The 23,193-nt window shown below is 47.1% G+C and carries 16 protein-coding genes and 1 riboswitch; of the genes, 8 read left to right on the top strand and 8 right to left on the bottom strand.

Annotated features, from left to right (window positions below; all coding sequences use genetic code 11):
* The first annotated feature begins 1 nt into the window (after window position 1).
* Window positions 2–3,643, top strand: coding sequence for a HEAT repeat domain-containing protein (locus QUB61_RS14835; protein ID WP_333190008.1), 3,642 nt, complete (start codon window positions 2–4; stop codon window positions 3,641–3,643).
* Between the two features lie 45 nt (window positions 3,644–3,688).
* On the opposite strand, the gene QUB61_RS14840 is transcribed toward QUB61_RS14835, so the two are convergent.
* Complete coding sequence (locus tag QUB61_RS14840; RefSeq protein ID WP_333125094.1) at window positions 3,689–4,444, bottom strand: DUF4058 family protein; 756 nt, start codon at window positions 4,442–4,444, stop codon at window positions 3,689–3,691.
* 439 nt (window positions 4,445–4,883) lie between these two features.
* Here QUB61_RS14840 and QUB61_RS14845 point away from each other — a divergent pair, with 439 nt between their 5' ends.
* Both QUB61_RS14845 and thiC read left to right on the top strand, forming a co-directional pair.
* Window positions 4,884–5,681, top strand: a complete 798-nt coding sequence (locus QUB61_RS14845) for a Uma2 family endonuclease (RefSeq protein ID WP_333125096.1) — start codon at window positions 4,884–4,886, stop codon at window positions 5,679–5,681.
* A 187-nt stretch (window positions 5,682–5,868) separates the two neighbouring features.
* Window positions 5,869–5,965: riboswitch (TPP riboswitch) on the top strand.
* A 7-nt stretch (window positions 5,966–5,972) separates the two neighbouring features.
* Window positions 5,973–7,346, top strand: a complete 1,374-nt coding sequence (thiC, locus tag QUB61_RS14850; RefSeq protein WP_333102218.1) for a phosphomethylpyrimidine synthase ThiC — start codon at window positions 5,973–5,975, stop codon at window positions 7,344–7,346.
* 937 nt (window positions 7,347–8,283) lie between these two features.
* Here the strand turns inward: thiC and QUB61_RS14855 are convergent.
* Both QUB61_RS14855 and pyrE read right to left on the bottom strand, forming a co-directional pair.
* Window positions 8,284–8,769: a hypothetical protein gene (locus QUB61_RS14855; RefSeq protein WP_333125099.1), complete on the bottom strand. Its 486-nt coding sequence runs from the start codon at window positions 8,767–8,769 to the stop codon at window positions 8,284–8,286.
* A gap of 657 nt (window positions 8,770–9,426) precedes the next feature.
* Entirely contained in the window at window positions 9,427–10,002 is a 576-nt protein-coding gene (gene pyrE / locus QUB61_RS14860; RefSeq protein ID WP_333125101.1) for an orotate phosphoribosyltransferase, read from the bottom strand.
* Between the two features lie 83 nt (window positions 10,003–10,085).
* On the opposite strand from pyrE, the gene QUB61_RS14865 reads away from it, so the two are divergent.
* Window positions 10,086–10,610, top strand: coding sequence for a hypothetical protein (locus QUB61_RS14865; protein WP_333125103.1), 525 nt, complete (start codon window positions 10,086–10,088; stop codon window positions 10,608–10,610).
* Window positions 10,611–10,792: 182 nt separating this feature from the next.
* On the opposite strand, the gene QUB61_RS14870 is transcribed toward QUB61_RS14865, so the two are convergent.
* Together QUB61_RS14870 and QUB61_RS14875 are read right to left on the bottom strand one after the other, a co-directional pair.
* A complete protein-coding gene (locus QUB61_RS14870; protein ID WP_333125105.1) occupies window positions 10,793–11,536 on the bottom strand; it encodes a pentapeptide repeat-containing protein in 744 nt (247 codons plus the stop codon).
* A 20-nt stretch (window positions 11,537–11,556) separates the two neighbouring features.
* Window positions 11,557–12,201 carry a hypothetical protein gene (locus QUB61_RS14875; RefSeq protein WP_333125107.1) on the bottom strand — a complete coding sequence of 215 codons (645 nt, stop codon included), beginning with the start codon at window positions 12,199–12,201 and terminating at the stop codon, window positions 11,557–11,559.
* Window positions 12,202–12,526: 325 nt separating this feature from the next.
* Between QUB61_RS14875 and QUB61_RS14880 the strand changes: the two genes are divergently transcribed.
* Window positions 12,527–12,850, top strand: a complete 324-nt coding sequence (locus tag QUB61_RS14880) for a WGxxGxxG family protein (protein ID WP_333125109.1) — start codon at window positions 12,527–12,529, stop codon at window positions 12,848–12,850.
* Between the two features lie 81 nt (window positions 12,851–12,931).
* Window positions 12,932–13,255: a WGxxGxxG family protein gene (locus tag QUB61_RS14885; RefSeq protein ID WP_333125112.1), complete on the top strand. Its 324-nt coding sequence runs from the start codon at window positions 12,932–12,934 to the stop codon at window positions 13,253–13,255.
* Window positions 13,256–13,780: 525 nt separating this feature from the next.
* Here the strand turns inward: QUB61_RS14885 and QUB61_RS14890 are convergent.
* From QUB61_RS14890 to QUB61_RS14900, 3 genes are all read right to left on the bottom strand, one after another.
* Window positions 13,781–19,135: a PAS domain S-box protein gene (locus tag QUB61_RS14890; protein ID WP_333125115.1), complete on the bottom strand. Its 5,355-nt coding sequence runs from the start codon at window positions 19,133–19,135 to the stop codon at window positions 13,781–13,783.
* Between the two features lie 430 nt (window positions 19,136–19,565).
* The gene (locus QUB61_RS14895) at window positions 19,566–20,168 is read right to left on the bottom strand and encodes a DUF4276 family protein (RefSeq protein ID WP_333125118.1); all 603 of its coding nucleotides are present in this window, start codon (window positions 20,166–20,168) and stop codon (window positions 19,566–19,568) included.
* On the bottom strand, window positions 20,165–21,319 hold the full coding sequence (locus QUB61_RS14900) for an AAA family ATPase (RefSeq protein ID WP_333125120.1): 1,155 nt from the start codon (window positions 21,317–21,319) through the stop codon (window positions 20,165–20,167). Before QUB61_RS14900 ends, QUB61_RS14895 begins: the two co-directional genes overlap by 4 nt.
* A gap of 32 nt (window positions 21,320–21,351) precedes the next feature.
* Between QUB61_RS14900 and QUB61_RS14905 the strand changes: the two genes are divergently transcribed.
* Window positions 21,352–22,155 (top strand): creatininase family protein, encoded by an 804-nt coding sequence (locus tag QUB61_RS14905; protein ID WP_333125123.1) that lies wholly within the window; start codon window positions 21,352–21,354, stop codon window positions 22,153–22,155.
* A 203-nt stretch (window positions 22,156–22,358) separates the two neighbouring features.
* Window positions 22,359–23,114, top strand: coding sequence for a DUF561 domain-containing protein (locus QUB61_RS14910; protein WP_333125126.1), 756 nt, complete (start codon window positions 22,359–22,361; stop codon window positions 23,112–23,114).
* The last annotated feature ends 79 nt before the right edge of the window (window positions 23,115–23,193 follow it).

The raw sequence follows: 23,193 nt of genomic DNA on the forward strand, positions 1-23,193 counted from the left end.
CTTGCGGGTACAAACCGCTATATCATCTGAGCCAGACTCACAGGAACAACAAAAGGAGAGGCCAAAGCAGTTCGCAGTGCTAGAGGGATTGCGAAAGTATGCCACAGATCATGTGCTGTTAGTGGGTAAACCTGGTTCGGGGAAATCGACTTCGCTGCAGCGGTTGTTGTGGGAAGAAGCAAGGCAGTGTTTAGAGGCGATCGAGGAGGGTAAGAGTGAGATTCCCCCCATACCTATACTGATTGAACTGCGCGGTCTTAAAGGTTCAGTGTTAGCAGCGATTCAAGAAAAGCTGGGGTGGTGGCTTGACCTTGATGAGAAAACCTTGAAAGCTCTCCTCCGTGATAGACGATTGTTCGTGTTCTTAGATGGGTTGAATGAATTACCTAACGAACAAGCTTGGCAAGCAGTAGATCACTTTAGACAGGTATGTGTTGATTTAAAAGTTCCTTTAATCATTACAACACGGGAATTAGGTTCAGGATTGCTTCAAGGAAATGTTAAGAAGCTGGAAATGCTACCCCTGACTGAGCCTCAGATGGAGGAGTTTGTCTACAAGCAGTTGCCGGAAACGGGTGGGAAACTGTGGCTGCAAATTCAAGGGAAGCTTGGGGAGTTGGCAGAAACGCCATTGCTACTGAAGATGTTATGTGATGTTTTTGAACAGAAGGGAGAGATTCCTAAAAGCCGAGGCGATCTATTTCGGAAAGAATTTGCGCGACGGTATGAGGAATTTAAGCCTGAAAGACTTCGCAATGTTTCTAAGGACTCGCGTCGCTTTGCGTTCGATCTATTGACCTACCTCGCCTTTACGATGGTTCAAGGAGAGCCGCATATCGATTCCTCCAAACCTAGTGCCTCCTGGATTGCTATTCCTAAAACTGAGGCAGAAAAAATACTAGCCACGTTTTTGGCAGGCGATCGCACACCAACTTTGGAGGATACGACAAAAGCAAAAGAGTGGTTAGAGGATTTAGTGGAATGGCATTTACTCCAAGTAGCTAGTGACCGAACCCAAATAGAGTTTCACCATCAACTGTTTCAGGAATATTATGCGGCGGAGCGGCTAGCGCCACAGTTGGCGGAGTTGAGTAATGAAGAATTCCAATATTACTACTTAAATTATCTAAAGTGGACGGAACCGCTAGCAATGGCGATGTCGTTTGTGCAGTCTGAGGCATTAGCAGTGTCGTTTGTGGAGTCTGAGGCATTAGCAGTGCGGATAGTGAAACTGGCACTAGATGTTGATTTGCAATTGGGAGCAAGACTAGCTGGAGAAGTTAAGCGTGAAAATCAAGCCAGAACAGTAAATATGATTACTGATTTAGAAGTTTCAGAAAAATTTAAGGTTAGACTATTGGGCATGACAGGTTCTGATGTTGCTATTCCTTTCCTCAGCCAAGCTCTAGAAAATAATAACGACATCTTTACAAAAAATGAAGTTGCTGATTGCTTAGAGAAAATTCATAGTTCTGCTTCAATTCCTCTCCTTAATAAAATTTTAGAGGATGCTGATTTTCAACTTAAGTTAAAGGCGGCTTGTTCATTAGCTCGTTATGGTGATGAAACGGCTATACCAATTCTTAAAGAGGCTCTCAATAACAAAGAATACCATTTTAGAGCTCTTCTGGCCCTAGAGAAAATCAGTCGAGATGTTGTGATTCATGCACTAAATGAAATCTTGAGTATAGGAGATATAGAGATGCGCCGTCAAGCGGTATCTACTCTTCATGTTTTGATTCAGCAAAAATATGAAAATATAGTACCTCTTTTAATAAAGGCATTGGGTGATGAAGATAGAGAAATTAGGTATCAAGCAGCATATGTTTTAAAAAATAAAGGAGGAGAAGACGCTCTCGCTGCTTTAGCTAAGCTATGGAAAGATGAAGACATTTTAGTCCGAAATATTGTTTATATTACGTTTAAGGGACAAGAAAGAAAGGATTTAATATCGGATCTGACAGAATCTCTTTTATCCGAGGATTCCGCACTTCGTAAGAAAGCAGCAGAAACTCTAGGAAGACTGGGTACAGAATCCAAAACAGCCATTGAAGCACTCTTTAAAGTTGCCTTTGCAGATCCAGAGTTTCAAGTTCGCAATAGTGCTTCAACCGCTCTGATTCAAATCGGCAACTCAACATTAATACAGACATTATCCAAAATTTTAGAACAAGAAGAAGAAAAAGTAATTGAATACAGTTCAAATCACTGTGTAGCAGTTTTTACATTAATGCTGATTCGCTGTAAGGAAGCCATCCCTATATTATCTCGCGTTTTAATAGATAATAATAGAAGTCCTATACTGCGTGGATTGGCAGCTAAAGCTCTTGGTGAAATAGGTGATTCCTCAGTTAATAATATACTTATGGAAATACTGAATAATAATCAGATACATGATTATATCTGGTTTCAGAGTCTTTTGGCTTTAGGAAAACTTGGTATTGAAGGTCTTGAAGGCAGGATCGCTAATTTTCTAAAGCATCCAAATTCTGATAGACGAAAAGAAGCTGTAGAAACTTTAGTAATCATTGGAACTGCTACAGCAAATGTTGGTTTAACTCAGGCTCTTGCTGACGAGGAATTTTCAGTTCGTTTCACTGCTGCTTGTGCTTTGGCAAGAAACGGTGATCGAGCCGCTATCCCTGTCTTAATTGAAGCACTGGGACAGCGAAATTTTATAGGATGGGAAGATACAAAAGTATGCGAAGATGCTATAGAGTTTCTGAGTCAGATTGGAGGAATAGCTCTTATTGCTCTGAAGGAAGCTCTAAATAGTTCGGACTACCAAGTTGAACACAATGCTAAAAAGGCTATTATAAAAATAAGCAAATCTCCCAGAAAAAATTTGTTAAGCAACGACTCTGAAAGCAATGACTTTTTAACATTTGATACTTCCCTTAATGAATTATTAGCAGAATTTAATGATCCTGATGAAGAATCAAATTTTATAGAAAGTTTTTCTTCAGTTTTTGATGCGTATTCGGAATCGGTCTCTGAATTGAATAATGATGCTAGCCCTGAAGATATCTCTCTACTTTATAGACTTTTTGTTGAAGAACAATCAAGTGATTTATTGAATTATATCCTTAATATAATCTTTTCCACTCAATCACGTTGCCAATTCTACAACTATGGCATCACCCGGTTGCCACCCCCTCACAGAACTAAAAGCGGAGAGGGGGAATTAGAAGATTTGCTATATAATAAGTTAGACATACTTACCCAGGAGTTCAAAAAAGTGTCAGAAGAACCCAAGCGCGTCATTCATACTCACAACTACTTTGAAGAAGGCACTCATACTCATGCCCACAATTACACAAACGATGAAACCTTAAAACAACAAACCATCGAACTTCGCCAATTGGTACATCAACTTCAGCAAACCCACCAACCAACCACCGAAGTCGAAGCTGCTGAAATCATTGATGTCGAATTTCGCGAAATCCAAAATACGAACCCGACTCGATGGCAAAGAATCCGAAAACAACTGCAACTTTTAAAGCGCCAACTCCTTAACCCGGAAAGTCACTTTAAAGCCACCAAAGCAACCGTCGCTGAAGTCGCTAAACACTACCTCGAAGAAAGTGTCGTCTCCAAAGCCTTTATCACTTACCTCGAGACTATGAGTGCTGAGCCTGACTAAGGATAATAAATCCTGCAAATCCCGATCGCACTCCCTATCTCCATCCTACGATTCCATCAACGATCGCACCCACTGAAAATCACCCTCGCTCAACGGCGGAACAGGCTGCACTGAATAATCGATCGCCAAATCTAAAGCTGCCTCCTGATAAACTTCACCCAAAACCTCAGATAAATTCACAACAGGTTCTTCATCTCCTGACTGCAAAGGAAGCAAGAATTGAGGAATCGATTCACGCAGATTAAACGGGTATAGTTCAGCTTCCGGACGGAGATTAGCCCGACTAACCAGAATGCGGTAGTGCGATCGAATCGCTTGGGCCATTGGCATAAAGTTTCCCCTTCTCAGCAGATCGATTTCCACCAAGTGAGTAGCGCTGTTCAGAACTTTTTGTCGCTTCGTCAGGTACTTGTCTCGACCTTCACCGCCTTGTTTATTCTTAGGTGAGAGGACTTCTACAACCGTTACCACCCGCCCAGTCTTTACTTCCCTAATCTCCAGATAGCGTTCCGTGATTTCCTCACTTAAAGGTAATGTCACTCGAATTGGCGCCGGCTGTAAAACCCTAGTTGTTACACCAGAAGTTCGTGAGGCTTCAGGGTTTTGTTGAAAAACAGAGGCATCTGGAATACCGACGAGTAGAGCATCCAAGTAAACCCGTTTCTCCACAGCAGCTCGATACTTGGGTATAAGTGAGGGATTGAGCGATCGCGCCAGCTCGACAATCAGCCAGGAGTGAACCTCTGACCACAGAGCAGGATTTTCAAGATAAGGATTCATCCCTGGAAAACTCGGTGTCATAATCGCAAGAGAAGAAATGAGAAAACGGATGATGGAAAGTAGTGCATTCCATCCATACTATATCTATACCTTTTTTTGGTGAGCAATGTCCTCTACCTACCCGTGGCTATACATATCTTTAACTTTATCGTCCTCAAAAAGCTTCTGAATAAAAAAAACGCGCCGATTGATTGGCAGAAAGGTTGCGCCAAATGGGAATTAATCCTGATGAGGTGTGATTGGTTTTAGGTTGTTAAATGGGATACCATCACACTTTTTTTTACAGCATAAATATCAGAAGCCGGGAAAGGGCGATCGCACCACAGTGCAAGCATATAGACACAGTGCAAGCACCCTTTGAGTGCAGATACCCCTTGGCAAGCAAGGCTGTTTCATTCGGGGAGTTTGTCAGATAAATTATACTATAATAAGTTTAATTCCTCAAATCAGTGCAAGTTTTATGACTATTGCCAAATCATTTGAATTGGAAGTCACCCATCTCCCAGACCACACTGAATTACCAGAGTCGGACGGTACTTTTGTAAAAAACTTTCAAGAATTTCCTCAAAGCATTATTCTCACTGATTCACTCCGACCAATATTGCAACGAATTCATCCTGACGGACGCTATCGCATCGGTCAAAATTGTGGGATTTATTGGGGTTTAACTGACCCACTCGAACGCGGTGCCGAAGCGCCCGATTGGTTTTATGTGCCGAATGTTCCCCCACTATTAAATGGTGAGGTGCGACGTTCTTATGTATTGTGGAAAGAATACGTTGCACCGCTGATTGTTTTGGAATTTGTGTCGGGGAACGGTGCAGAAGAGCGAGACAGAACGCCGCCGCCCGAACCCGGTCAAGCCGAAGAACAAAAGGTGGGCAAATTTTGGGTTTACGAACAGGCGATTCGCGTGCCTTACTACGGCATTTATGAAGTGAAAAAAGCCGCTGTAGAAATGTATCATTTAGAAGACAATCGCTATCAGCGCATGAGTGTAAATGAGCGCGGTCGCTATCCGATTCCTCAGCTTGGAGTTGAGTTGGGAATTTGGCAAGGTGAATATGATGAGATGAATTTACCTTGGTTGCGTTGGTGGGATAGTGAAGGGAATTTGCTGTTAATTGGAGAGGAACGTGCCCGAGAAGAACACCTGCGGGCGGAACAAGAACACCTTCGCGCGGAGGAAGAAAAACAACGCGCCGATCGCCTAGCAGCAAAATTGCGCGAAATGGGGATTAATCCTGATGAGGTGTAATTGTTTTTAGGTTGTTAAATGGGGTGCGATTGCCTTCGGGATAGCTTCGCTCGCTTGTACTTTTTAAACAGCAGAAATATCAGAAGCCCCAAAAGACCGATCGCACTTTCGATCTCCTCACCCCATTGTTTATATTAAGATTTCCTTAATTGCTTTCATTTGGTACAGACATCAGTGCTACTATTAACAGCTTAGCTAGGGGTGCCCGAATATCCGGGCTGAGAAAACACCCTTAGAACCTGAGTCTGGGTAATACCAGCGGAGGGAAGCTGTTTATCAAGGAAATTAAATATGCGTACCGAATGGATCGCTAAGCGTCAGGGCCAGAGCAATGTATCTCAAATGCACTACGCCCGCCAAGGTGTAATTACTGAGGAAATGCACTTTGTTGCTAAGCGAGAGAATCTCCCGCCAGAACTGATCCGCGCCGAAGTAGCGCGGGGACGGATGATTATTCCCGCTAACATCAATCACCCGAATTTGGAACCGATGGCGATCGGTATTGCGTCTAAATGCAAAGTCAATGCTAATATCGGTGCATCTCCCAACTCTTCCAATATGGAAGAAGAAGTTGACAAGCTTAAACTAGCAGTCAAATACGGCGCTGATACTGTGATGGACTTGTCCACCGGCGGCGGCAATTTGGATGAAATTCGCACTACGATTATCAAAGCTTCACCGGTGCCGATCGGTACTGTACCAATTTACCAAGCTTTAGAAAGCGTTCACGGTAATATGGAAAGTCTGACCCCCAATGACTTTCTTCACATCATTGACAAACACGCTCAACAAGGTGTTGATTACCAAACAATTCACGCCGGAATTCTGATCGAGCATTTGCCGTTGGTAAAAAATCGGTTGACTGGGATTGTCTCTCGCGGCGGCGGCATTTTGGCCCGGTGGATGCTGCATCACCACAAACAAAATCCCCTCTACACTCACTTTAACGACATCATTGAAATCTTCAAAAAATACGATGTTTCGTTTAGTTTGGGAGATTCTCTGCGCCCCGGTTGCACTCACGATGCGTCGGATGATGCTCAATTAGCTGAACTCAAAACTTTGGGACAATTAACTCGCAAAGCTTGGGAACATGATGTGCAGGTAATGGTGGAAGGCCCGGGCCACGTGCCGATGGATCAAATTGAGTTTAATGTCAAGAAACAAATGGAGGAGTGTTCGGAAGCACCCTTCTATGTTTTGGGGCCGTTGGTGACAGATATTGCGCCTGGGTACGACCACATTACCTCAGCAATTGGGGCCGCGATGGCTGGTTGGTACGGTACTGCAATGCTGTGTTACGTGACGCCGAAGGAACACTTAGGATTGCCGAATGCTGAGGATGTCAGAAACGGGCTGATTGCTTACAAAATCGCGGCTCACGCTGCAGATATTGCACGGGGCCGTCCGGGTGCGCGCGATCGCGATGATGAACTCTCGAAAGCGCGTTACAATTTCGATTGGAACCGTCAATTTGAGCTGTCATTAGATCCAGAACGGGCAAAGGAATATCACGACGAAACTTTGCCGGCAGATATCTACAAAACTGCTGAATTCTGTTCGATGTGCGGACCTAAGTTCTGTCCGATGCAGACTAAGGTTGATGCCGATGCTTTGACGGAATTAGAGAAGTTTTTGGCTAAGGAACCTGTAGCCCAAAGCTAATTGGATTAATTCGTAGGGTGCTGATAGCGCACCTTACTTAATCCTAAAGCTGTTTCATTTCTTCTGGGGCGGGCATCCTGCTCGCCCAAAAGTAGCGTGCTGATGGCGCACTTTATATCAAATCCCTTGACATCGGAATTATTATCTCTCTCTTATCTTTCTCTGTGTCCTCTGTGCCCTCTGTGGTTTAATCATCCCGATACAACCGGAATTGATATTACTTAAGGTTATATCGCAATCCTAAATCATTTGTGAATTTCTTACTCCCTCCCCAAGGCATCGGGGAGGGTTGGGGTGGGGTAAAAAATTTACGAGTCATGCAAGGATTGCTATATTAAAAAGGGTTTCCGAAAAGAAGAATTGCGATGTTTCCTTGCAGGTAATTTTTTGTTACCAAGGAATCCAGAATTTTATCGAGATTGGAATGAGCAAAAAAAGTAGCTATTTGCTCTTTAGTTAATAGCTTGCCATCTGGGTCATGCCCAAATTATTTATTTCGCCTTGTCAATAGAAAACTCTTCATCAACTCAATTTCGTCTAAACGGCACTCGCCTCGCAAACCCAGTTCCCAAGAATGAAGAGAATTGCCACTGCGATAGTCAATTAGCCGCCTACCCTGTACTGGTAAACTAACTGAGCGTGGGGATTGACTTCGCTGCTTAAGAGGCATTCCGTTTCCAGATTCAAGGAACAGCGGCGGATTCAAACGCTAATTTCATGCCGCCTATTCCTGCGAATAAGTCAATAAAACGGATTTTTTTCATGGCGATTAAGCCGGCGGTAAAAACTCCTATTTTGTACTGTTTTTTAATGGAGGCAGATCCTCTAGATCTTCATTACCAGGCAGAGCCTGGTAACGAGAAACGAGAAATTTTCAATTCCTAGGGTGGGTTAACGCAGCGCCAGGCTAATGCACCATTTGAGCTAAGTAAAAGATTTACCTGGATATGTTAGCTCGCGCTGTCTGTTGGCACATTGAAAGAATGCGGCGATCGTTTGAGCTAATTGTGCGAATAGAATGCAGATTTGTTAGCTGAGTATTGACTTCAACTGTTTGAATTTTTCCGGCTGAGATTGCCTTGCCGTACAGTGTATTTCCCTGAATTTTACCAGTGAAGCACGCAAAGTCCGATCGCGGCGCGTAGATTGCACCAACGACGCGATCGTTCTGGCGTTCAAACACAATATAGTTTTGAAGAACTTGGTTGGGCTGTGGCGAATCTCCGTACAGGTAAATACCATCTGGCAAAGCAGCAACATTAGTCTTAGATGGATTTTGTTGTGCTTGAAGCGGTTGTTGCTGAATTCCAACACCAATTAGTGTCAGAGGACAAATAAAGGCTGTTGCCAGTAGTTTCCATTTCCCTTTAATAGATGCAGGTAAAATCATTGCTGCTTCTCCTTGCGTTGGGTCATGTAACATTTTAAAACAGTTTTCTCTAGTTAATATCTCACTCAGGTTATAATTCCGCTATGCTAAAATATGCCGATTGGTAGAGATTCTGAACCTGAAAGCTTGCGCTCCTTTAGCACCGAAAACTTTATTTTCCCTTGTCCTCCAAGTACCTGAGCTGATTTTGATAATAAAATTAGAGGGGGCATAGTTTCTAATCCCACCCAATAAAACACCGATTTCCTCACTTCAAATGGAGGCAGAGCCTCTAGATATTCATTACCAGGCAGAGCCTGGTAATGAGAAAAAAATATGAGAATTCTTGTGGAAGAGGCCCGAAAGCCTGTTCATGAAAATGGTGATATTCGGTCAATCGATTTGAGATTTGAGATTTGAGATTTTAGACTGAAGCATTGACCCCACGGATAAATTCGGGGGCAAGTCGATCGGATACAGGTTTTTTATTTCTCCAGGGATGAATCCGGGGGCTTGTATCCTGGATGCTTTCGGTCAATCGATTTTAGATTTTAGATTTTAGATTTTAGACTGAAGCATTGACCCCACGAATAAATTCGGGGGCTTGTTGATCGGATACAGGTTTTTTATTTCTGGATCCTGAGTCTGCGAAGGAATGAATCCGGGGGCTTGTATCCTGGATGCTTTCGGTCAGTTCTATCGCACTTTTGCCTATTTTTTGCTAGCCATCCACTTTTGAAGATCGTTAATCGTAAAAACTGTTTCAAAGTTTAATCCAACCGATTGATAAAACTGGGCACCACCTTGCTCTCTGTCAATCAGCGACAACACGCGATCGACTTTATAACCCGCACCCCGCAACCGTTCCACCGCCTGCATCGCCGACTTACCCGTCGTCACCACATCCTCCAAAACCGCCACATTCGTGCCCTCTGGCAACAGTGGTCCCTCAATGTACGCCATTGTCCCGTGTCCCTTCGTCTCCTTTCTGACAATTAGCGCCGGAATCGATCGACCTTCGAGAGCCGAAACCACACTCACAGCAGTTACAATCGGGTCAGCACCCAAAGTCAAACCGCCCACAGCTTGCACATCCGACGACAGCATCGACAACAGCAAACGCCCCGTTGCCAAAGCACCTTCAGCGTGCAGCGTCACCGGTTTGCAGTTAATGTAATAAGAACTTTTCTGCCCCGAAGACAGCACAAAATCGCCTTCGCGATAGGCAAACTCGCACAACAAATCTAGAAGTCGATCGCGCAACACTTTTAAATCCGCAGCATTCATAACTCACACCGTGTAAAAAACACAAATAATCCGCCGATAATCAGTTTATAGTGGAATCGGAATTAATTAAGGAGGCTGAATATATGAGTCAAAAGTTAAAAAGCCTGAGCGGCGCGTTGATTCTCGCTGTCGCCTCTGCCGCGCTGGCATCCGTCAAACCAGCTCAAGCACAAACAGAGCGATTTCACCCGATTGCTGACGACTTCAACCGACAAATCTTTGAAGCTTCAGGAGACTTTTACCACAACGTCAGCTTGCAAGGTTACTTGGGCGACTATTTAGGCATCGGTTCCCCCAGCGGCGTCGTTGCCTTTCCCGAAAAAGAAATTGAGCGGGATTCGAGTCGCGTCAGCGGCCTTTACCGACGAATAATGCAGCGGCAAGTTTCCAGCGACCCGATTCTCCGCGTCCCGGATGCAGTTAATCCCTTCGATTCCTCAGTCATGGCACTGCCTGCAGCTTGCCAGTTAGCACCTCAACCGAGCGGCTGTTTCCCCAATCCCGCCGGGCTCCAAGATCAGTCACTTCCAAGAGACCAGCAAGATTCACAGAATGATCCAGGTCCCGTCCGAGGACTTTATCAAGTATCGCCGACTCGCAAAAATTAATCGATCGACAGTTGCGATTTTTGAGCCGAGGCGGGTTTACTCTCATCTCGGATTTGTCTGAGAGAGAAAGTCTGAACCCGCCCAAAAATTCATGTTTTGGCAATGCTTTCGGTAAACGCGCAACTGGCTTTTTTTTTTACTATCGCGGTTATTTTACAGGACTAAATATTATCCAATATTTATCAAACAATGCTGCCGTCAGGCATGATTGTTCCTTTCAAAATAGCTTGACCCAGATTAGCTCCCGCCAAGTTCGCTCCTCTGAGATTTGCCCCGGTCAAATTCGCCCCTTTCAAATCAGCTTTGCCGAGGTTTGCCCACCGGAAATCGGCAGCGCTCAACTCCGCAAAACTGAGATTTGCCTTGAAAAGATATGCTCCCGTGAAGTGAGCTTCCCCGAGGTGAGCTTTAGAGAAATTGGCTGCATAGCAATGTGTTTCAATGAATTCGGCTTGAGTGAGATTGGCTTGACTGAGATTAGCAAAGTTGAGGTTGGCGCCCATCGCATTAACTCGAAACATCACCGCACCGATTAAATTCGCATCTGCGAAATCGGTTTGTTGGAGATTGGCCGCAGTGAGGTCAGACCCAATTAAATTAGCACCGCTCAAATCAGCTCCCCTGAGGTCGGCCGCTCGGAGGTTGGTTCCAGTTAAATTAGCTTTAATTAAATTAGTTTCGAGCAGTTGCGATCCGGCAAGATTTGCTAAACTAAAATTAGATTCTGCGAGGTTTGCCGAAATTAATTTAGCCTTAAACAAGTCTGTTTTAAAAAGGTTCGAGCGCCAAAGATGCGCACCTCGGAGATTTGCTTCTGCGAGGTTAGCTTCGCTGAGATCCGGTTCTATATTTGGGTTGAGACTTCTCCATTCAATCCAAGTAACTGCACCTTTTTTTAACAGCGCTAAATGCTGTGTGTTTGCCATAATTGCATCTCCTTTAACGGCTATTCCTTGCGACCAAAAATTGTTGGATTTTCTCGACCCGTCACGTTTTCCACCGCCGCAATTGCTGCCTGGGAACCTGCTATAATATCTCGTTCTGCGCCGCCGAGGTAAAGCCGTCCGAAACTGCCTACAGCCTGAACCTCTAAGATGTTAATAGATGCGCCTTTTTCTGCTTCATTGGCCGCCAGCGCTGCATAGGCCGCAGGTTCTACTTCTAAGACATAAAGCGTTTGTCCCGCCAGCAGCAACTGTCCGCGGCGGCTGCGGTTGATTAATTGTGTTTGGTGGGGGTCAATGTTGCGAATAATTTGACTGGAAATCACTCGCGGTTTGATACCTTCTTCTCTGCGGACTCCGATGAATTCTAGAATTGCTTTGCCTGCGGCCCGAGTTTCCCCCTGCAGGCCCGAGTGTACTTCCAGAAGGCCGTACAAGCGTTCGACTATCTGGACTCCCGGGCGCACCGAGGCAGATTTGAGGGCGACATCGGTAATTCTGTTAATTTCGATACCGGGCGAGATTTCAATCCACAGCGACGCATCCCCCGGCAGCGGCAAGAATCCGGCGGCGACTGTGCCGATGTATGCTGCGTGCTGCGGCTGCAAGTTGTCTAGAAATACGTAGCTGCGTAGCTCTATACCCAAAAGTTTTTATCTCCGTCGATCGAGTTCCCACAGTTGTCTGTGCAATATCTGAGTTTACCTTTTTTTGTCAACAACACTTTGTCTGTTGTCGGGACTGCCGGAGTTCCTCACAAGCCATCGATGTGCCAGGCCCGCGATTTCTAGTGTCGCACTGCCTCACAAGCGAGCAATGTTTAATTTCGTCTTGCTGCTAAAAATGTGATATCAATCTGTAGTTATAGGTGGAACATAAGTATGTTTACTGCTAGAGGTGGATTTAACTTTAATAGGCGATCGATATAGTTGTGATAGTTAAAGATTTTAACCAACAGAGAGCATTTGAATTATGAAACGTTCTGATTTATCCAAAGCAATCGGTGCAGGTATTATCGCTGCTGGTTTAGCTCTAGCACCAACTCATCTGCCTGCTTCTGCTCAGACAGATACAACTGGCGGTACTACGAACGGTACTAACACCACTACCACCACCACAACTCCTGGTTCCGATGTCGCAGGTGCTGATGCCGATCGCGATTTTGATTGGGGATGGTTGGGATTGCTTGGCTTGTCGGGTTTGTTCGGTTTGATTCCCCGCAAACGCGAAGAAAATGTCCGCTATACCACTACAACGGGCGATCGCGATCCAGCCGTGCGCACCGACTACCGCTAAGAATTGAGTCGAGCGGCGGCGGGCACCCTGCAGGATAGTTGTAATAGTTAAAGATTTTAACCAACAGAGAGCATTTGAATTATGAAACGTTCTGATTTATCCAAAGCAATCGGTGCAGGTATTATAGCTGCTGGTTTAGCCCTAGCACCAGCTCATCTACCTGCTTCTGCTCAGACAGATACAACTGGCGGTACTACGAATGGTACTAACAGCACAACCACCACCACAAGTCCTCGCTCGGATGTTGCAGGTGCTGATGCCGATCGCGATTTTGATTGGGGATGGTTGGGATTGCTTGGCTTGTCGGGTTTGTTCGGTTTGATTCCCCGCAAACGCGAAGAAAATGTCCGCTATACCACTACAACGGGCGATCGCGATCCTGCCGTGCGCACCGACTACCGCTAAGAATTGAGTCGAGCGGCTGTGGGCATCATGCAGGGACAGGATGTTTTAACCTGTCCGACGATAGCAAATAATCATCAAAAAACCTCCATCTGTGGGGGTTTTTTATTGGAGATGATGCGCGATCGAACGACTATAAAATTGGTTAGATCTGATATCAATTCCGGTTGCACCGTCCGTGATTGTTGACTGTAGACTGTAGACTGTAGACTGTAGAAGTCGGGGTGGAAAAACTCAATGGTTGAGTGTTAACTGTTGACTTGATTTTATTATTGTGATGCAACCGAAAACGATATGAGATATTGTACCGTCAAGAACCGGCTTTCGACCTGTTCCATAGTAGATGGATTTTCTTCTGTGCCGTTGCTCTGAGCAACGCCCATAAAAGCCTTATTGAGAATAGTCCAACATCTCAGATCGAACCGGATTTGATATTATTTATTTCTTCCTTTCTTCTTCCCTTCTTCCTTCGCGTTCTTCGCGTCTTCGCGGTTCATTAAATAAAAACCTTTCAGACACAAAAACACCTTAAACAATGCTTTCGCCCGATCGATCCAGCACCCCCAAAATCGCCTGCACCAACTTCTGGGGGTCTAAAGGCTTAGAAAGGTGCCGCTGGAACCCTGCAGCCAGCGCCTGCTGATAGTCAATTTCTCCAGCATAAGCGGTGAGGGCGATCGCCGGAACCAGTCCCCCTTGCTCCTTAGGCAGAGCCCGCACCTGCTGCAGCAACAGATAACCGTTGGTGTCGGGCATTCCAATATCGCTCAACAGCAAATCCGGCACAGACTGAGTTAAAACCGCCAAGGCATCGGCCGCGTTAGAAACTGCTGTAACCCTTGCCCCAGAATTCTCAAGCAGAAAAACCACCAAATCTCGCGCATCGGCATCATCATCCACCGCTAAGACCTTGATACCGCTCAAATTGAAGGATTGCTCCGGCGGCCCAGCTGCTGCAGGACTTGTCTGAGGTTGCACGGGCATCAGGGGTATCCTGACGGTAAAAGTCGCGCCTTGTCCTTCGCCTGCACTTTCCGATTTCACCGTACCGCCGTGGAGTTCGACGAGATGGCGGACGATCGCCAATCCTAAACCCAACCCGCCAAACTTGCGCGTCATCGTGCTGTCAGCTTGCCGGAAGTAGTCGAATACATAGGGCAGAAAATCAGCTTCGATACCTTTTCCAGTATCAGTTACAGTAATTTTGGCGTCGGTGTCAACCCGATCGAGAACGACTTCGATTTTGCCTCCGGGCGAGGTGAACTTGACGGCATTTGACAGCAAATTCCAGACTACCTGCTGAAGTCTGCCCGCATCGCCCAACACCGGGCCGAGATTCGGTGCAAATTGAGTGCTGATTTGAATCGACTTAACTTCCGCCGACAGACGCACCGTTCCAATGGCAGCGCCGATCGCGCCGGCTAAATCCACCGGTACAACATTCAAGCTGAGCTTGCCTTGCAGAATCCCCGACACGTCGAGCAAATCTTCGATCAGCTGGGTTTGTAGTAGGGCGTTGCGCTCGATCGTCTCTAAGGCGTAACGCTGCTTTTCCGGTGTCAGAAGGTTCGCTCGCAGCAGCTTCGTCCAGCCCACAATCGGATTTAAGGGAGTCCGCAATTCGTGGGACAAAACAGCCAAAAATTCGTCTTTGACGCGGTTAGCCCGTTCTGCTTCTTCCCGGGCAGCCTTTTCCCCGGCTAGAAGGCGTTCCCGTTCCGCTTCTGCAACTTTTCGATCGGTAATGTCAGTGTTGGTGCCACACCAGCGCAGCACCTTGCCTTGCTCGTCGCGAATCGGGACGGCGCGGGAGAGAAACCAGCGGTACGATCCGTCTGTGCCGCGCAAGGGGAAAGTATCTTCCCAGGCTTCGCCTGTTTCAATGCAGCGCCTAAATTTTGCGACAACCCGATCGACGTGTTCCGGGTGGTGTACCTGCTGCCAGCCCCAGCCTTGCATTTCTTCTAGGGTCCTGCCCGTGTAGTCAAACCAGCGCTGATTGTACCAGAAAATCCCGCCGGTGGCATCTGTCATCCAGGCCAACTGAGCGATGTTGTCAGCTAGAGCGCGGAACCGAGCCTCGCTTTCGTGCAGGTCCTGCATGGCTCGCGCGTGCAGGATCACCGTCCAGAGGCGAGCCACCATTTCTTGCATCAGCGAAACTTCATCGGGCCGCCAGTGTCGCACCGCCTGTGATGTCAGCACCAAAAGAGCCACCCAGCGCCCTTCCTGAAGGCAGGGAACATCGACCAAAGCGCGAATGCTAGCGGCCCCGTAGTTAGCGACCAAATGCGCTGTATGCGGGTGATTAGCGATATCTGAGATGACAAGTGTTTGACCTGCCATAGAGAGAGCTTTCAGTTCTGCCGTCTTAAAGTCGGAGAGTTGATAGGTGCCGGCGGCGCTGGCAAGGTCGGACTGGTGCCAGTCTTGGCGGACAATTGCCAGGTCGGCTTCTAGATTGATTTCGTGCCATATGCAGCGATCGACCTTTAAATACTCTCCCAGACTGTGCATGGCTTCCCACAACATTTCAGCGGGGTTGGAGCCCTGCCGCAAGCGGATTTCGAGCTCGGAGAGAAACTGCTCGTTGAGTTGGGCTTGTTTGCGATCGTGAATATCGGTATTCGTGCCGATCCACTCGACAATCTCGCCCCCTGCGTCGCGAATCGGGATGGCGCGCGACAAATGCCAGCGTTCCATTTGGTCTGCTGCCCGCTGCAGGCGCAGCTCAAGTTGATAAACTTCTCCGGTGATCCGACATTCTTCCCAGCGGGCAAAAGCTTGTGCCGCATCGGACGGCGGCATCACGGACTCCCAATTGTTTTTAGCGGCTTCCTGGTAAGACATTCCCAGATATTCCGACCATTTTTGTTGATTGGTAAAGCGAATTTCCCCGGCGGAGTCTACGTTCCAAATCAGGTGGGGAAGCGACTCAGCCAGGAAGCGGAAGCGGCGGTCGCTTTCTGCTAAGCTTTCTTCGGCTCGTTTGCGATCGTCAATATCAATGCCGATACCGGCCCACTGCACCACCTTTCCCTTCGCGTCTTTGAGGGGGACAAGTCGCGCTAAATGCCAGCGGTAGGTGCTGTCAAACCGGCGCACCCGGCACTCGAATTCGTAAGATTCTCCTGCTTCAATCGCCTTGGTGCGCGTGGCGACAACTGTTGGCAGATCGAGAGGATGAAATAATTCCAGCACCGGCTCCGCCAGCGGCAATTCTGCTGGAATGATGCCCGTGTAGCTTTGCCAGTGCTGGTTGCAAAACTCTAACCTGCCGTCGGCAGTGTTGATCCACATTAATTGCGGGACGGCATCGGCGAGGGTGCGGTAGCGATTTTCGCTTTGCCGCAGTGCTTCTTCTATTTGCCGGCGCTCGGTTTTGTCCTGCATGATTTTCAGCAAACCTTGCACCTCGCCGGCTGCGTCGCGCAGGGGCATCACCAGCCCGCTGCCCCAAAAGCGGCTGCCGTCTTTGCGGACGTGCCAGCGCTCGTTTTCTGCCTTTCCCTGAGTCAGGGCTATGTGCATTTCTGCTTCCGGCCTTCCGGCAGCAGAGTCTTCTGGGGTGAAGATGATGCGTCCGTGCTTGCCGACGATTTCAGCTTCGGTATAGCCCAGCAATCTCTCGGCGCCTGCGTTCCAACTGGTAAGGTGTCCGTCAGTGTCCAGGGTGAAGATGGCGTAGTCTTTGGCGCTGTCGAGAATCAACTGCAGGTGGGCTTCCCGATCGCGCAGTGCTGCTTCTGTTTGTTTGCGCTTGGTAATGTCGGTTGTGAAGCCGACAACTTTGGTCACTTCACCTTGCTGGTTGCGGATCGCACAGCCGCGTTCCCAAACATCGATCCAGCGCCCGTCTTGATGCCGGACTCGGTATTCGAGTTCGTAGCGCTCAGCACTTAAGATTGATTCCCGCCCGGCTTGGAGGCGCGCCAAATCGACGGGATGGATGCGTTCTATCCACCACTCTGGTGTTGCCGGTGCATCGTCTGGGCGGACACCGACGATCGAGTACAGTCCCTCGGAACGGTAAACTGAGTTCGATGCGAAATCCCACTCAAACACCATGCCGTCGATCGCCCTTGTAGCTAACTGAAAGCGGTTGTTGCTTTCTTGCAAGGCGAGTTCGGCCATTTTGCGATCGGTAATTTCCTGCACCACGACATTAATCCCGACAATCTCCCCGCCGGTGTCTTTGAGCGGCAACCAATTCAGCAGCCAAGTGCGAACAACACCGGGTTGAGCTTTGGTTTCACCGCTGATTTCAAAATTCCGCTTCGGTTCTCCGGTTTCGAGAATGCGGCCCAACACAGGTTCGGCTGTGTCTGCCAAGTCGGGGACAATTTCCCGTAGGGTGCGGCCGATGTGCATTTCGACGGGCAAGCCGTTGATTTTGGCCAACCCCTGGTTGAGCCGCACGTACCGCAAATCTGTGTCTAAAACGGCCAAACCCACGGGAGTTGTTTGGTAGAGCCACTCTATCTCTGCAAGTTGACGGCGCACGGTTTGCTCGCTCTCGTGCAGGGCGAGTTCGGCCATTTTGCGATCGGTAGCATCAAATATTACTCCGATAAACCGCACTGCTTCGCCTGAGGAGTCGTAGAGATGGCGCCCGAACGCGCTCAACCAGCGGATTTCTTTGTTGTCTGCCCGGATGATGCGGTATTCGGGGGAGTAGAGCGATCGCGTTTCCCGAGCTGTTTTGATTGCTTGCATGACTTGCTTTAAGTCGTCTGGATGCACGCAGCTTTTCCACACAGCCCGGGTTGTTTCGCCACTCGGTACGGGTTCGCAGCCGAAAATGCTGAAAAGGTTCGCCGACCAAATTAGTCGATTTGTTCGCACGTCTAAATCCCAGGTTGCCATGCCCGATCCTTCGATGGCGATGCTCAAACGTTCTTCGCTTTGTTTGAAGGCAATTTCAGTTTGTTTGCGATCGCTGATATCTGTGAGGGAACCCACGGCCCGCAAGGGATTGCCTGAGGAGTCCCAAATTGCTCGCCCTCTGGCTAAAACCCATTTTTCGCGCCCGTCGGGACAGTGGATGCGGTACTCGCAGCGATAATGTGAGGTTTCTCGATGCAAGTGCTGCTGCCAATTGCTTTGCATTATCTCCGCATCATCGGGATGAATGTAGCTCAAAAATTGGCTGAAGTCCTTAACTTCTTCCGGTCCACGTTCCAAAATCTCTAAACAGCGATCGCTCAGGATCTGGCAATTTGTTTGCAGGTTGCAATCCCAAATGCCGTCGTTGTTGCCCTGCAAGGCTAGCTGCCAGCGTTCTTCGCTTTGTCGCAGGGCTTCTTTTGTTCGATCGGCGCGATCGATTTGTAGGGCGGCAACGGCAAAGTCTGCTAGGGCGATCGCGATCTGCAAGTCTTCGGCATCGAACTGGCGATCGTCCTGGTGAGATACAATCCATATTGCCCCCAGCGGTTGATTTTCTGCTTGCAGCGGCACAACTAACGCTTCGGCGATCGGCAATTCTAGCTGCTGCAAGTCGGTAAAGTATTTTTCTGGAGCGAAATAAAGCTGGGGAGTTTGGCGATCGAACCCGGCTCCGGACAAACGCAACGTGCGGGGTGTGTTTCTGTTTTTTGCTGCGAACCACGCGCCCGCCAAGGCTTTCCACCGAAAGATTTGTTCGGAACTGGCATTTTCTTCTAGCAAGCAGACTCCGACGCTTCCTGCACCACACAAATCTTGAGCGATGGCAACCAGTGTTTTGAGCAGCGTGTGGGGCGAGGATGCCAGTTGTCGAGCCAGCGTTTGCAGCGCCCGGTTTTCTGCTTTGAAATCGTGAGATCGAGGGGTGCGGCGCGACAGTTCCTCGGCGATCGGAATGCCGGTTAAATTAGTTTGTGGGGTTTGCCAAGCTTCCATCAATTAGTCGTCTCTACGTCTTTCGGTATGAGCTGGCGAGCGTATATCAGCGCGCTGTTAAAGCATCTGTTATATTATAGGCTCTACCCACATACAGAATATGCGATCTATCTTGGAAATTACTTTTTAGTTTTCCGGCTAGTTGATTGGGAGCAGTCTAATTTTGTAAAAAGCGTTTTTTAGGAGTGCGAGCATCCCGATCGCTTTATATATTTTTAGCGACCAAGATGCTCGCACTCCTGTCAAAGCAAAACAGAGATGTACTCAGATGATGGGAGCATCTCAATGAAAGTAAAAAGCGTTGTTTAGGAGTGCGATCGTCCCGCACAAAACATTATATACATATAGCAAGCAAGGTGTGGAACCCGCGATTTATAGTGCCGAAGTGCTACAGCGAGCAATATTTAATTTTGTGCGCCTGCTAACAATCTCATATCAATTCGCCCCCACAAAGCTTTAAAATAGTATTCAAAAAATCCTTTAATTCAGTACACTTTTTAGCAGCATCCATGAGATCTTCTCCATCTAATATGCTTTTTGCATCCCGTGCTTTATCATAGCTCCGACGTTTCCCCTGTTCAAATATTTCTTTAATCCGATAAGAAGGTGGATTATTGTGATTTACCAGTTCAGGAGAACCGCTAGGAACCGCTCTATTGCCTCCTGATATTTTCTGAATTTTTGACCAAAAAGGTAACAGCCAAGCTTCAAAGTCATGGGAAGCTGCATGGGGATAAAATTTAGGATTGTTCCCTACCCATTTTTTCATTTGAGCCTTAGCATCCGCTGCATCTTGAAAATCTTTAGTACCCGTATAAACATCTGTTACTGCTATCACAGCATGATAACCATCTTTTCCTAAAAGATTTTCAACTACACGCTTTAGCTTGTCTCCTTTAGGAATGCGACCGTGTTGAGGTTTAGTATCGAGTCTTGGCATTTGCTGCAAACGCGATTCCAAAAATTTTCGCAATATAGGCATAAAAGCTGTTTCTGTCTTTCCTTCTACTATGATGGCAATCTTCACGTTCACGGTCTGCCTCCAATGATATTCATTGCCCAAAGCTGATCCAAGCTATAATCTTCTAACCAGTGTTCTAATTCTATAGAGTCAGCCCAAGTTAGAGTTGTTAATCCATCTTCAGTATTGCAGACAAGCACCTCTTTAGGCTCTAAAAATCCGATCAGTCTATCTGAATGAGTTGCTACAATTAGTTGAGTTCTTTGAGAAGCTTCTCTCATGGCATGAGCTAGTTGTTGTAACAACTCTGGATGTAAACTAACTTCCGGCTCATCAATCAGCGTGACAGCGGTCAAATCTCGACTTTGCAGTAAGGTGATTAACCAGAGAAATCGCAGCGTCCCCTCGGATAGTTGGTGCATATAAAAAGGATTAGAAAAATTTCGCTCCTTCCAAGTCAGTGCTAAAGTTCCGGCTGCTACTGGCGGAAAACTCAACCTTTCAAAATCAGGAAAAGCTGCAGCCAGTGTATCTTGAATAATTTCAAATCGATTTGGATCTGTTTCTCGCAGATAATAAAGGCATGAAACTAAATCTTCTCCCTTGGTACCGGGCAAAGTTGCAGGACGCATAGATTGAGGTAGACGGATAGGACTTTGAGGGGAAAGATTCAACTCCCAAGCCTTATAAAAGCTACATGAAGCTAAGTGCTGCCTCAATGTTTCTGGTTCCCGATACATCTTAGGAACCTGAGCGAGTGAGCTTTCCAAAGGATTGTACTGCCAGTTTGGACGTAGTAGCTTTTCATCGTCTGGACTGAAATATTTGACATCTAAACCGCGAGATTCAATATACTTAAAAGGTTGAGAAGCATTGGGATCGCGCCGTTGGGTTAGAGTTTCTGAACCAATTTCATAGAATGGACCTTTGGTTGCAAGTTTCAGAGAATATTTAAGGGGTTCCTGATTCTCTATAGGCATTGATAAGGAGATTGACACGCTATCAGCCCGGTCTAATGTTACCATCTGAGTTAGACCGCTCAACTCTGAAATTTTGGACTGTAACTGACCGTTCGCTGATGCTGCTAAAAGTGAGAATATTTCTAAGAAAGAACTTTTCCCAACACCGTTAGCACCAATCATCACTGTCAGAGGTCGCATTTCCACCTCTGCCGAAAACAAACGGCGAAACCCCTCGATCTTTAGGCGCTCAAATGTGTTCATAACTTTTGCTCTTGAGCTTGTAGAATCGTAATATGCACAATTTTATTCCAGAATCGCGCTTTTTTCCATATCTGACTTGGACTGAAATTGAGTCTATGCCGGATAAGGAAAATATAGTTATAATTCAGCCACTAGGTGCGATCGAACAGCACGGCCCCCATTTGCCTTTAATTGTAGATGCGGCAATTAGCCAGGCGGTGACAGGCAAAGCGCTGGCAAAGTTAGATGCAAATATTCCCGCTTATGCTTTGCCAACTCTTTACTACGGCAAGTCTAACGAACACTGCCATTTTCCCGGTACAATTATGCTCAGTGCTCAGACACTTTTAGCAGTAATTGGCGAAATTGCTGACAGTATTTACCGGGCAGGATTTCGGAAATTAGTGTTAATGAATGCTCACGGCGGACAGCCGCAGGTGATGGAAATTGCGGCGCGGGACATTCATCAAAAATATCAGGATTTTTCGGTTTTTCCGCTGTTTGTTTGGGGCGTTCCGAATGTGGCTGCTGAATTATTAACTGCGAAGGAGTTGGAGTTTGGGATTCACGCGGGTGATGCAGAAACGAGTTTGATGCTGTCAATTTTGCCGGATCAGGTGAAAATGGAACTGGCTGTTACAGAATATCCGAAAAATTTGCCGATCGACAGTTTGCTGAGTATGGAAGGGAATTTGCCTTTTGCTTGGCTGACGCGAGAGTTGACTGAAAGTGGTGTGTTGGGCAATGCGACGGCGGCGACGAAAGAAAAGGGAGCTCGTATTCTCGAATCTCTCTCTGACGGCTGGGTACAAGTTATCAAAGATGTGCAAAAATTTCGCCAGCCGCGAAGTAATTAAAAATTAAGAATTAAAACTCAAATATTCCTGGACGCAGGGGGCCGGTGAAACCGGGTTCGATCGACAAAAATACTTCGTTAGAGTCTCACACACGGGCGTAAAAAACCCGGTTTCTTTTGTCCGAGTGCGTCCAGGACTTTCAAAAATTGTTCTAATCCGTGTCAAAATAAGTCTAAGAAATTTTTTGAGTTGGAAAACTAACGATGAGTGTAAATTCTAAATTGCAGCGTGCATTTGAGCAAGGCCGCGCCCTGAAAATTATCAGCGGTTTAAATAATTTTGATGCCGCGAACGTTGCGGCTGTCGTCAAAGCAGCGGATCTCGGCGGTGCTACCTTTGTCGATATTGCTGCCGATCGAGATTTGGTATTGATGGCAAAACAGTTGACAGATTTGCCAATTTGTGTATCGGCTGTGGAACCGGAAAAGTTTGTGCCTGCGGTAGAAGCGGGCGCTGATTTGATTGAAATTGGCAACTTTGATGCTTTCTACGCAGTAGGCCGCCGCTTTGAAGCTGAGGAAGTTTTGGAGTTGACTCGCCAAACTCGATCGCTATTTCCGAACATCACCCTTTCTGTGACAGTTCCCCACATTTTGGAACTCGACAAACAAGTGCAGTTAGCAATAGAATTAGTCAAAGCTGGCGCCAACATTATCCAAACAGAAGGCGGCACCAGCGCCCAACCAATTCACGCCGGCACATTGGGATTAATTGAAAAAGCAGCGCCTACTTTGGCCTCCGCCTTTGAAATTTCCCGCGCCGTATCCATCCCCGTACTCTGCGCTTCCGGCATCTCCAGCGTCACTGCACCGCTCGCTATTGGAGCCGGCGCTGCGGGTATTGGTGTCGGTTCTGCTGTCAGCAAACTTAATAGCGAAGTGGCGATGATTGCGGCTGTTTGCAGTTTGGTTGAAGCTTTGGCTTTGGTTTCGCGATCGCACTTTGCGACTTCAATTTAATTAAGAAGGAAGAAGGAAGTTCGGCAACGGATTCGCAAGGGCGGATGTAACGGATGTAACGGATGTCAGGAAGAAGGAA

This window comes from Microcoleus sp. C2D2 (assembly GCF_036702495.1).
Classification (GTDB): Bacteria; Cyanobacteriota; Cyanobacteriia; order Cyanobacteriales; family Microcoleaceae; genus Microcoleus.

Excerpts from the sequence above, each read along its gene's own strand:
- QUB61_RS14840 (WP_333125094.1), bottom strand. The coding sequence starts at position 4,444 with ATGACACCGAGTTTTCCAGGGATGAATCCTTATCTTGAAAATCCTGCT.
- QUB61_RS14845 (WP_333125096.1), top strand. The coding sequence starts at position 4,884 with ATGACTATTGCCAAATCATTTGAATTGGAAGTCACCCATCTCCCAGAC.
- thiC (WP_333102218.1), top strand. The coding sequence starts at position 5,973 with ATGCGTACCGAATGGATCGCTAAGCGTCAGGGCCAGAGCAATGTATCT.
- QUB61_RS14855 (WP_333125099.1), bottom strand. The coding sequence starts at position 8,769 with ATGTTACATGACCCAACGCAAGGAGAAGCAGCAATGATTTTACCTGCA.
- pyrE (WP_333125101.1), bottom strand. The coding sequence starts at position 10,002 with ATGAATGCTGCGGATTTAAAAGTGTTGCGCGATCGACTTCTAGATTTG.
- QUB61_RS14865 (WP_333125103.1), top strand. The coding sequence starts at position 10,086 with ATGAGTCAAAAGTTAAAAAGCCTGAGCGGCGCGTTGATTCTCGCTGTC.
- QUB61_RS14870 (WP_333125105.1), bottom strand. The coding sequence starts at position 11,536 with ATGGCAAACACACAGCATTTAGCGCTGTTAAAAAAAGGTGCAGTTACT.
- QUB61_RS14880 (WP_333125109.1), top strand. The coding sequence starts at position 12,527 with ATGAAACGTTCTGATTTATCCAAAGCAATCGGTGCAGGTATTATCGCT.
- QUB61_RS14885 (WP_333125112.1), top strand. The coding sequence starts at position 12,932 with ATGAAACGTTCTGATTTATCCAAAGCAATCGGTGCAGGTATTATAGCT.
- QUB61_RS14890 (WP_333125115.1), bottom strand. The coding sequence starts at position 19,135 with ATGGAAGCTTGGCAAACCCCACAAACTAATTTAACCGGCATTCCGATC.
- QUB61_RS14900 (WP_333125120.1), bottom strand. The coding sequence starts at position 21,319 with ATGAACACATTTGAGCGCCTAAAGATCGAGGGGTTTCGCCGTTTGTTT.
- QUB61_RS14905 (WP_333125123.1), top strand. The coding sequence starts at position 21,352 with ATGCACAATTTTATTCCAGAATCGCGCTTTTTTCCATATCTGACTTGG.
- QUB61_RS14910 (WP_333125126.1), top strand. The coding sequence starts at position 22,359 with ATGAGTGTAAATTCTAAATTGCAGCGTGCATTTGAGCAAGGCCGCGCC.